Annotated in this window: 7 protein-coding genes; 4 read left to right on the top strand and 3 right to left on the bottom strand. The window is 73.1% G+C overall.

Translation table 11 applies throughout. The features are described from left to right. Positions 1-188 precede the first annotated feature (188 nt). Positions 189-1,250: a polysaccharide deacetylase family protein gene (locus tag FV226_RS17585; protein WP_147763905.1), complete on the bottom strand. Its 1,062-nt coding sequence runs from the start codon at positions 1,248-1,250 to the stop codon at positions 189-191. Between the two features lie 317 nt (positions 1,251-1,567). On the opposite strand from FV226_RS17585, the gene FV226_RS17580 reads away from it, so the two are divergent. Continuing rightward, a complete protein-coding gene (locus FV226_RS17580) occupies positions 1,568-2,719 on the top strand; it encodes a GNAT family N-acetyltransferase (protein ID WP_147763904.1) in 1,152 nt (383 codons plus the stop codon). Between the two features lie 48 nt (positions 2,720-2,767). Here the strand turns inward: FV226_RS17580 and FV226_RS17575 are convergent, their stop codons facing one another. After that, complete coding sequence (locus tag FV226_RS17575) at positions 2,768-5,161, bottom strand: GumC family protein (RefSeq protein ID WP_147763903.1); 2,394 nt, start codon at positions 5,159-5,161, stop codon at positions 2,768-2,770. 189 nt (positions 5,162-5,350) lie between these two features. Between FV226_RS17575 and FV226_RS17570 the strand changes: the two genes are divergently transcribed. From FV226_RS17570 to FV226_RS17560, 3 genes are all read left to right on the top strand, one after another. After that, entirely contained in the window at positions 5,351-5,974 is a 624-nt protein-coding gene (locus FV226_RS17570) for a polysaccharide biosynthesis/export family protein (RefSeq protein WP_147754096.1), read from the top strand. Positions 5,975-6,115: 141 nt separating this feature from the next. Next, complete coding sequence (locus tag FV226_RS17565) at positions 6,116-7,363, top strand: glycosyltransferase family 4 protein (RefSeq protein WP_147763902.1); 1,248 nt, start codon at positions 6,116-6,118, stop codon at positions 7,361-7,363. A 149-nt stretch (positions 7,364-7,512) separates the two neighbouring features. Continuing rightward, entirely contained in the window at positions 7,513-9,063 is a 1,551-nt protein-coding gene (locus tag FV226_RS17560; RefSeq protein ID WP_147763901.1) for an undecaprenyl-phosphate glucose phosphotransferase, read from the top strand. Between the two features lie 88 nt (positions 9,064-9,151). Here the strand turns inward: FV226_RS17560 and FV226_RS17555 are convergent, their stop codons facing one another. Further along, entirely contained in the window at positions 9,152-9,508 is a 357-nt protein-coding gene (locus FV226_RS17555; RefSeq protein ID WP_147763900.1) for a hypothetical protein, read from the bottom strand. Positions 9,509-9,547 lie beyond the last annotated feature (39 nt).

Raw genomic sequence — 9,547 nt, 5'->3', positions numbered from 1 at the left:
CCCCCGCCCTGCCCGCGACGGCGGCTGCCGCCGCCCAGGCCGACGAGGCGGTCGAGGAGCCTCGCGGCGGCCGGCGCGGGCGCTACCGCGTCCGCCGCGGCCGCCAGAGCGCGGTGTTCACCGCGGGCAGCAGCGAGGGCCGCTCTTACCGCCATCGCCGCCGCCGTCGGTGATCGCGGGCCCGCGCCTCACGCCACGTTGAGGCGCCGTCCGCGGTTCCAGGCGAGGAACGGCACGCCCGAGAGCAGGCCGGCAAGCGCCGCGCGCGACTGGTGGCAGCCGTTGACCGAGACCCGCGGCAGGGCGTGCAGGTGGCCGGCATGGTCGGGGAAGAGATGGCCCGGCCGCGTCGTCACCGCGGTCTCGAAGCCGAGGTCGCGGGCGAGCCCGAATTCCCGTGCGCCGGCCGAGGTCGGGTCACCCACCGGGTAGGACAGGTGCCGTACCGGTCGCGCCAGCTCGGCCGCCAGCCGCTCGCGCCCTTCGCCGACCTCGCGGGCGACCGCCTCGATCCCGTGCTTGGCCAGCATCGGATGGCTCCGCGTATGCGCGCCGAAGGTGACGGCCGGGTCCCGGCCGAGCGCCCGCAGGTCGTCCCACGACAGGCAGAGCTCGCGGGCGACCGCGCCCGGGGCGATGCCGGCCTCCGCGCAGAGCGCCGCGATCCGGTCGAGCAGCCGCGCCTCGGAGCCGCCGCGCAGGTCGCGGTAGACCGCCTCGAAGGCGAGGGCCTTCTCCTGCGGGCTGCGCGCCGGCAGGTCCACGTCGCGCGGGCCGACGGCGACGCGGACCCGCTCCAGCCGGCCGATCGCCCGCTCCAGCTCGATCCACCACAGCCGCCCGGTCTGGTCGGCGAAGTCGCTGGTGACGAAGAGCGTCCACGGCACGCCGTGGCGGGCCAGCACGGGCCGGGCATGCACGACGTTGTCGCGGTAGCCGTCGTCGAAGGTCAGCACCGCGAAGGGCGGCCGGTAGCGCGCGGCGGCGAGGCGCTCGGGCACCTCGTCGAGGCCGACGACCTCGAAGCCGCGGGCGTCGAGCTCGCGCAGGGTCGCGTCGAGGAAGTCCGGCGTGATCGAGAGCAGGCGGTTGGGCGCGTAAGGACCCGGGGCCTCCGGGCGGACGTGGTGGAAGGTGAGGATCACCCCGAGGCCGCAGGCGGCCGGCGCGAGCCAGCGGTCTGCCCCCGTGGCGGAGACGGCCCGGAACCCGGCCTCGAACAGCCGGTGGCGGTTTCGGGACGACAGCATGGCACCGCCTCGGTGGCGCAGGAACGCAACACGGGCGACGCCGTGCGCGGCGCCCCCGTTCCTTGTCCCGGTTCGGCGTAAACAAAGGCTGAGGCTCGGGCCGTGCCGGCGGCGCGCAACGATCCGTTAGCCACGCCGGCGCTTCGCCCGGCCCGACCGCGCGTTCGCGTTGCCGCGTACACCCCGGCTTAGGGGCCGGTGCCCAGAAGTGGCGCCCGGGACCGATGGTTTGCCGCCTCCACGGGGGTCGGCGCGGGGGATGGGCGATGGCGGTCGTGGCAGGCGGTCCGATGGACCGGGATCTCGCAGGAGCGACCATGGCCCGCGCGCACGCTCAGTCCGGCCTGACCGCGGAGGTCTTCACCGACCTCGCGGCGGTCGAGGCCCTGTGGCGCGGGCTCGAGGCCGACCCCGCCTGCCTCGCCACGCCCTACCAGCGCTTCGACTGGGTCCGCGCCTACGCGGGAGCGACCGTCGCCCCCGGCGCGCTGCGGGTCGTCGTCCTGCGCGACGCCGCCGGCCGGCCGCGCATCCTGCTGCCGCTGGTGGTCGAGCGCCGCCGCGGCGTCGCGATCGCCCGGACGCTCGGTGGCGACCACGCCAACTACCACCTGCCGCTGTTCTCCACCCGCGACGCGGCCGCCGTTCCGGCCGAGGACGTGATCGCGGCGCTCGGCCAGGTCGGGCGCGCCTCCGGCGTCGACGTCTACGCCCTCGGGCACCAGCCCCGCACCTGGGACGGCGCGGTCAACCCGCTGGCGATCCGCGGCGAGGCCGCGCCGAGCGACGGCTACGGGATGATGCTCGGCCCCGACCCCGAGTCGACGCTCAAGCGCGCCTTCAGCGCCGACGCGCGCAAGAAGCTGCGCTCGAAGGAAAAGCGCCTGATCGAGGCGCACGGCCCCCTCGCCTACCGCAAGGCGGCGGACGGCGCCGAGGCCGAGCGGTACCTGTCCGCCTTCTACGCGCAGAAGGCGGCGCGCTTCTCCGCCATGGGCATCGACGACCCCTATGCCGACGCGGCGATCCGCGCCTTCCTGAGCGAGGCCACCGCGAGCGAGAACCCGGCGGTGGAGGTTCACGCCCTGGTGCTGGAGGCGACCGGCCGCGTGCTCGCGACCTTCGGCGGTGCCGTCGACGGCGCGCGCTATTCCGGCATGATGACGGCGTTCGACGCCGATCCCGAGGTCGCCCGCTTCAGCCCCGGCGACCTGCTGCTCCATCACCTCGTGCGCGACCAGGCCGCCCGCGGCCGCCGCGCCTTCGATCTCGGCGTCGGCGAGGCCCGCTACAAGGCGAGCATCTGCGACGAGACCATCCCGCTGGTGGAGGTGATGCTGCCGGTGACGCTCCGCGGCCACGCCTACGGGCTCGTCGCGACGCGCCTCACCCGGCTCAAGCGCCGGATCAAGCGCGACCCGCGCCTGTTCGCCCTCGTGCAGCGGCTGCGGCGGATGCGGGCCGGTTGAAGGGCTCGTCCCCGCCATCCGCTTGGATGGGCGGGGACGGCGTCCCGGTCAGGCCGCGGACAGGCGCAACGCCATCGGCTCGGCGTCGTCCTGCGCCGTCCGGTCGTGCCGCTGCCGGGCAGGCCGATCCTGCGCCGGCTTGTCCTGGGCGACCAGCACCTGGCCCGCGCCGGAATCCTCGGCGATGGCGAACAGGTCGCCGAGGTCGGGATCGTCGAGCGCCGCGTTCGAGGCGATGATCACGCTGTCCATCAGCGTGCCGAGGGCGGCGAGCAGGTCGTGCGCGCCGGGCTCCGCCCGCAGGCGGCAGACCACCCAGTCGTAGGCCTCGGCCATCGCCTCGATGGTGATCGCCACCGAAGCCGGCTCCTCCAGCAGAACCTCGATCTCCAGCGAGCCGGCGGCGATCCGGTGGATGGCGGAGCCGCGTTCGGCCTGGATCACGTCGAGGAAGGCGGCTTCGCCGGCGACGAGGTCGGTCAGGCCAGGTGCCTCGGCGTCGGAGGCCGGACCGTTCAGGTCGACCGCAAGCGCCGAGGCCCGGCCCGAGAGCGCCGCCTCCAGGGCCTCGACGAGGCTCTTGGCGGGAACCGGCCGGGCGGCGCCTGCGGTCTCGACCACGAGGAGGGTGCGCCCGCCGCCGGCGCGCGGGCCGGCTTCGAGGCGCGCGATCAGCGGCGCGAGATCGAAGGAGCCGGCGCGTGGCGTGGCGGGCTGGCTCGACGCAGGCGCGGCCTCGACCTTCGCCGCGGCCGGCGCTTCCGCCGGGGTGTGCTCGGCCGAGACGGGTTCGGCCAAGTCCTGTTCGGCCAAGTCCTGTTCGGCGAAGTCGGGTTCGGCCATCACGGGTTCGGCCATCGCATGCGTGCCGGCGACCGGTCCGGCCTCGGCGGCTGCCCAATGGGCGGGCGGGACGGCTTCGGGGAAGGCGAAGCGCTCCGGCCGCGCAGCCGGCGACGGCGCGTCGGCGGCCTCCTCCTCCTCGCGTTCGCGGCGACCGCCCCCCGTGGGATCGGACAGGAGGTGGCGGGCGACGACCACGCCGGCGGCGAGCATCAGCGTGAGCAGGGTCGCGAAGGCGACGATCGGCAGCTTCTTGGGGAAGGACGGGAGCTCCGGCGTCACCGCCCGCGAGATGATGCGCGCGTCGGCGGGAGTGGCGCTCTCGCCGTCGCGGGCCGCGGCCTCGCGGTAGCGCGACAGGTAGGATTCGAGCTGCTCGCGCTGGACCTTGGCCTCGCGCTCCAGGGCGCGCAGCTGGATCTCGCTGGTGTTGCCCTTGACCACCACGTCGCGCTGGCCGTCCACGGCCGCCTGCAGGCTCTCGACGCGGGAGGCCGCGATCTTGGCGTCGTTCTCCAGGGTGCGCCCGACGCGCTCGGCCGAGGCCTTGATCTGGGCGTCGAGGTCCTGCAGCTGGGCGGTCAGCTCCTTGATGCGCGGATGCGCCGGCAGGAGCGTCCGCGATTCGAGGGCGAGCTGCCCGCGGATCGTGATGCGGTTCTCCACCGTGCGCCGGATGACCTCGTTGTTGGCGACGTCGGGGATCTCGAAGGCGCGCCCGTCCTTGATCATCTCCTTGACGGCCTTCGCCCGGCCGGCGAGGTCTGCCTTCAGGATGCGGGCCTGCGACAGCTGGGTCGAGAGTTCGCCGAGCTGCTGGGCGTTGAGCGGCTGGCCGCTGGCGCCGGTGGAGCCGACGAGGCCGTTGCCGGCGCGGTAGGCCTCGACCCGCGCCTCGGCCTCGGCCACGCGCTTGCGCAAGCTGTCGATGTTGCCGCCGAGCCAGGTCGAGGCGTAGCGCGCGGTGTCGACCTTCGCCGCCTCCAGGGCTGCGATGTAGAGTTCGGAGACGGTGTTGGCGCCCTTGGCCGCCAGCTCCGCGTCCTTCGAGCGGAACTCGACCGAGAGGATGCGCGACTTGCCCGCCGGGAACACGAGCAGCCGCTCGAAATAGGCTTCCAGCACCCGGTCCTCGGCCGGGCGGTCGAGGGGGTTCTTGGCCAGCCCCAGCATCATCAGGGTTCGCTGGACCGGGCCGATGGTGCCGGCGCTCGGATCGAATTCCGGGTTGCCGACGAGGTTGAGCCGGCGGATCGCCTCGCGCGCCAGGTCGCGCGACATCATCACCTGCACCTGGCTCGCCACCGCCTGCTCGTCGATCGGCGGGACTTGCTCGGCGCGTTCGGAGGCGGTGCGGGCGAAGGCGGCCTCGCGGCTCTCCAGCAGGAGCTTCGCCTCGCCGGTGTAGCGCGGCGAGACCACCTGCACGAACACCGTCGAGAGCCCGGCGACCACCAGCGTCGGCAGCGCGATCCAGTGCCACGACCGGCGCAGCAGGGCGGGCACCTGGGCGAGATTGAGGCCGTCGGCCGGGGCGGGCCTTGCGGCGAAGGCCGGCCGTTCGATCGGGGCGGCCGCGCGCGGGGCGATTCGGGACATGGCACGATCTCTTCGCGATGCCGGGCCGCGACTGTGCCCACGCATCAACACGTGGGATCAATAGAACCTGTTAAGGTTGCTTGAGAGTTAAAGCCGGCGCGGTGCAGTGCGCCCGCCTTGGGGCGACAGCATTTCTTAACCTTAACGGATTACGAAACGATCGATCAGGCAATCACGACGGCTGTGGTGATGAACCGACGCGTACTCCTCCTCGTTCTCGCGACCAGCCTCGGGCTCGGCGGCTGCCTGCGGCCGGACTACCGGACCGCCCAGCTCGACGCGACCGGCACCGGCTCGATCGGCGCGCGCTACGCGCTCGCGGCCGGCGACAAGCTCCGGGTCATCGTGTTCGGACAGGACAACCTGTCGAACATCTACGCCGTCGACGGCGGCGGCCGCATCGCGATGCCGCTGATCGGCGTCGTCCAGATCGGCGGGCAGACCACCGGCCAGGCCGCCCGCACCATCGAGACCAAGCTCGCCGCGGGTTTCGTGCGCGAGCCGCACGTCACCGTCGAGGTCGACGCCTATCGCCCGTTCTACATCCTGGGCGAGGTCACCACCTCGGGGCAGTACCCCTTCGTCAACGGGATGACGGTCGAGACCGCCGTGGCGATCGCCGCCGGGTTCGGCCCGCGGGCGGCGCGCGACTACGCCGTGCTCACCCGCGAGGGCAAGGGCGGCCCCACCGCCGGCCCTGGCCTCGAGCCGACCAACGAGGCCGGCCGCGAGAAGCTGGTCTCGGGCATCGTGCCGATGACGTATCCCGTGCGCCCCGGCGACACGATCGTCATCAAGGAGCGGTTCTTCTGAGAGCGCGGTCGCAAGGCCGCCGTCTCGGCGTTCAGTAGGACGCGCGTTAGCCGAACGTTGACCCTCGGCGCCGGAAAGGACTGCGCCCGGCCCGGTCCGCCGGTGCGGTCGCGTGCGCTTAACGGCCTGGACAGACCCGGAATGGCAGGACAGCGGAAGCCCGCCGCACCCGCCGGCCTGGAGACGTCCGCCGTGACCCCGTCCGTCAGCCCTTCGGATGCCGAACCCCGTCGCATCCTGCACGTGTTCCGCGCGCCCGTCGGCGGCTTGTTCCGGCACGTGGTCGACCTCGCGCGCCTCCAGGCCGCGGCTGGGCACCGCGTCGGGATCGTCTGCGACGCGACCACCGGCGGCGAGCGCGCCGTCCAGGCGCTCTCCGACCTCGCCCCCTGCCTCGCGCTCGGCGTCACCCGCATCCCGATGCGGCGCAACCCGCACCCGTCCGACCTCGCCTGCCTGCGCGCGGTCGCGGCTCGCGCCGAGGCCGTCGCGGCCGACGTCCTGCACGGGCATGGTGCCAAGGGCGGCGCCTACGCCCGCCTCGCTGCCGTACCCGGCGGCCGCAGCGTGATCCGCGCCTACACCCCGCATGGCGGCAGCTACAATTACCGGCCCGGCAGCCTGCTGCACCGGGTCTACATGGGCGCCGAGGGCCTGCTTGCCCGCCGCACCGACGTGTTCCTGTTCGAGAGCGAGTACGTCGCCGGGCGCCACCGCGCCTACGTCGGCACCCACGGGCGCGTCAGCCGCATCGTCCACAACGGCCTGAGCGAGGCCGAGTTCGCACCCCTGACCCCGGCGGCCGACCCGTTCGACCTTCTCTATGTCGGCGAGCTGCGCGAGGCCAAGGGCCTGCCGATCCTGCTCCAGGCCCTGGCCCTGCTGCGCGAAGAGGGCCGGAGCGTGCGCCTGCTGATGGTCGGGTCCGGCCCCGATGCCGGGCTGCTCCAGGCCAAGGCCGAGGCCCTGGGCCTTGCCGGCGCCATCGCCTTCGAGCCGGCCCAGAACATACGCTCCGTCCTCGCCCGCGGGCGGATCATGGTGGTACCGTCCTTCGCCGAGTCCCTGCCCTACGTCGTGCTCGAGGCGGCCGCCGCCGCACAGCCCCTGGTCGCCACCGACGTGGGCGGCATCCCCGAGATCTTCGGCTCGGCCGCCGGAGACCTCGTCCCGGCCCGCGATCCGATCGCGCTGCAGCGGGCGATCGCCCGCGTCCTCGACGAGGCGCCCGAGAGCCGCGCCGCCCGGTTCCGGACCCTGAGCGACTCCGTGCGCCAGCGCTTCTCGATGAAGCGGATGGGCGCCGACGTGCTCTCGGGCTACGCCGCCGCCTTCCGCGCCCGCCGCCCGGGGGCGTCGGCCGAACCGGCCCGCGTCGAGGCCGCCTGAGCCCGCCGACCGTCGCAGGAACGTGATGCCTGCTGTCCGCATCCCAGCGAAACGACGCCGTCGCCGTCCGCAACTTTAAACAATCCTATAGGGAGCCCTGCGATACTTCCCGGCACGAACGAAGCCGCTGAACTGCTGGGAATCGAGCGATGAGTGCCTTCGACGTCCGTGATCTCCTGAAGGTCGCCGGACAGGGCGAGACCGTGGCGGCAGGCTTCGCCGACCCGGCCCGCGTCGCGGAGCCGGTGCCGAAGATGGCGCCGCCCGCCGAGGCGGTCTCCCCCCTGCCGGCCCCGGCGATCTCCCCGGTGGTGATCGCCGGCCTGGTGCGGGCGGCGGAGTTCACCCTGATCGTCGGCCTCGGCGCGGGCCTGCACGTGGCGCTGCTGCGCGGGGTCGTCCCGTTCGGGCTGACCTATGCCGGCGCGGTCGTCGCGGTGGCGGCCCTCGCCCTCGCCGCCTTCCAGGCCGCCGGCACCTACCGGATCGCGGCGTTCCGCGCCTTCTTCAAGACCGCCCTCAAGATCTCCGCGGGCTGGATGCTGGCCTTCCTCCTGGTCGCCACCGGCCTCGTGCTCGCCAAGGTCGCCGACCACTACTCCCGCCTGTGGCTGGCGGCGTACTTCGCCGGCGGCCTCGGGCTGCTCCTCACCGGGCGGTTCGTCCTGTCGGGCGTGATCGTGGCGCAGACCCGGAAGGGCCGGTTCGACCGGCGTACCGCTATCGTCGGCGGCGGCAAGGCCGCCGAGGAGCTCATCGCCGCCCTCGAGACGCAGAGCGAGAGCGGCATCCGCATCGTCGGCGTGTTCGACGACCGCAACGACGACCGCTCCACCGACGTGGTCGCCGGATACCCCAAGCTCGGCACCGTCACCGACCTCGTCGCCTACGCCCGCACCACGCGCCTCGACCTGATCGTGTTCACGATCCCGATCTCGGCGGAGGGGCGCATCCTGCAGATGCTCTCGAAGCTCTGGGTCCTGCCGATCGACATCCGCCTCTCGGCCCACGCGACCAAGCTGCGCCTGCGGCCGCGCAGCTATTCCTACCTCGGCTCGGTGCCGGTGCTCGACGTGTTCGACCGCCCGATCGCCGACTGGGACGTGGTGATGAAGACGGTGTTCGACCGCACGGTCGGCCTGACGATGCTCGTCGCCCTCGCTCCGGTGATGGTCGGCGTCGCGCTCGCGGTGAAGCTCACCTCGCGCGGCCCGGTGTTCTTCCGGCAGAAGCGGCATGGCTTCAACAACGAGTTGATCGACGTGTTCAAGTTCCGCTCGATGTACGTCGACGCCTGCGACGCCACCGCGGCGACGATGGTGACCAAGGGCGACGCGCGCGTGACCCCGGTCGGGCGGTTCATCCGCAAGACCTCGCTGGACGAGCTGCCGCAGCTGTTCAACGTGATCAAGGGCGACCTCTCCCTGGTCGGCCCCCGCCCCCACGCGCTGCAGGCGAAGGCCGCCAACACGCTCTACGACCAGGTCGTCGACGGCTACTTCGCCCGCCACAAGGTCAAGCCCGGCATCACCGGCTGGGCCCAGGTCAACGGCTGGCGCGGCGAGACCGACACCAGCGAGAAGCTCCAGCGCCGGGTCGAGCACGACCTGTATTACATCGAGAACTGGTCCGTGCTGTTCGACTTGCAGATCCTCATGACCACGCCCTTCGCTTTGTTCAAGACCGAGAACGCGTACTGACCGCGCCCGGGCGTCGGCACCGTGAAACGCAGAAAGGGCGGCTCGCAAGAGCCGCCCTTTCGCTTTCGGACCCGGATGCGCGGGCCGCCTACGGCAGCGCGCCGGCCTTCTCCTTGGCCTTCATAATGGTGTCGCGGCAGGCGTCGGCCTGGCCCGCCTTGTCCTCGCTGCGGGCCTTCTCGACGAGGTCACGGGCTTCCTTGACGCCGGCGGCGGTGGGGGTCGCGGCCGGATCGCTCGGCTTGCCCGCGGGCGGGGTCGGAAGCGCCTTGGGGGAGTTCGACGAGGTCGGGCCGCCCGGCGGCTCCTTGCCGGTGACCTTCTCGGCGCCGGCGCTGTCGAGGCGGCGCTCGAGCGTCGCGATCTCCTCCGAGCAGGAGCTGGCGAAGGCGGGTGCCGCGGAGGCGAGGAGGAGGGCGGCCGAGAAGGCGTGGACCAGTCGCATGGAGTCTCCCTGAAGCATGGCGCGCGGGCCCGCGGCCCG

The sequence above is a fragment of the Methylobacterium sp. WL12 genome (genome assembly GCF_008039475.1).
Taxonomy (GTDB): domain Bacteria; phylum Pseudomonadota; class Alphaproteobacteria; order Rhizobiales; family Beijerinckiaceae; genus Methylobacterium; species Methylobacterium cerastii.
This window is presented reverse-complemented; position numbering and strand designations above follow the sequence as displayed.

What these genes read in the sequence shown, in the direction of transcription:
- FV226_RS17585 (WP_147763905.1), bottom strand. Translation starts at nt 1,250, where the DNA reads ATGCTGTCGTCCCGAAACCGCCACCGGCTGTTCGAGGCCGGGTTCCGG.
- FV226_RS17580 (WP_147763904.1), top strand. Translation starts at nt 1,568, where the DNA reads ATGGCCCGCGCGCACGCTCAGTCCGGCCTGACCGCGGAGGTCTTCACC.
- FV226_RS17575 (WP_147763903.1), bottom strand. Translation starts at nt 5,161, where the DNA reads ATGTCCCGAATCGCCCCGCGCGCGGCCGCCCCGATCGAACGGCCGGCC.
- FV226_RS17570 (WP_147754096.1), top strand. Translation starts at nt 5,351, where the DNA reads ATGAACCGACGCGTACTCCTCCTCGTTCTCGCGACCAGCCTCGGGCTC.
- FV226_RS17565 (WP_147763902.1), top strand. Translation starts at nt 6,116, where the DNA reads ATGGCAGGACAGCGGAAGCCCGCCGCACCCGCCGGCCTGGAGACGTCC.
- FV226_RS17560 (WP_147763901.1), top strand. Translation starts at nt 7,513, where the DNA reads ATGAGTGCCTTCGACGTCCGTGATCTCCTGAAGGTCGCCGGACAGGGC.
- FV226_RS17555 (WP_147763900.1), bottom strand. Translation starts at nt 9,508, where the DNA reads ATGCGACTGGTCCACGCCTTCTCGGCCGCCCTCCTCCTCGCCTCCGCG.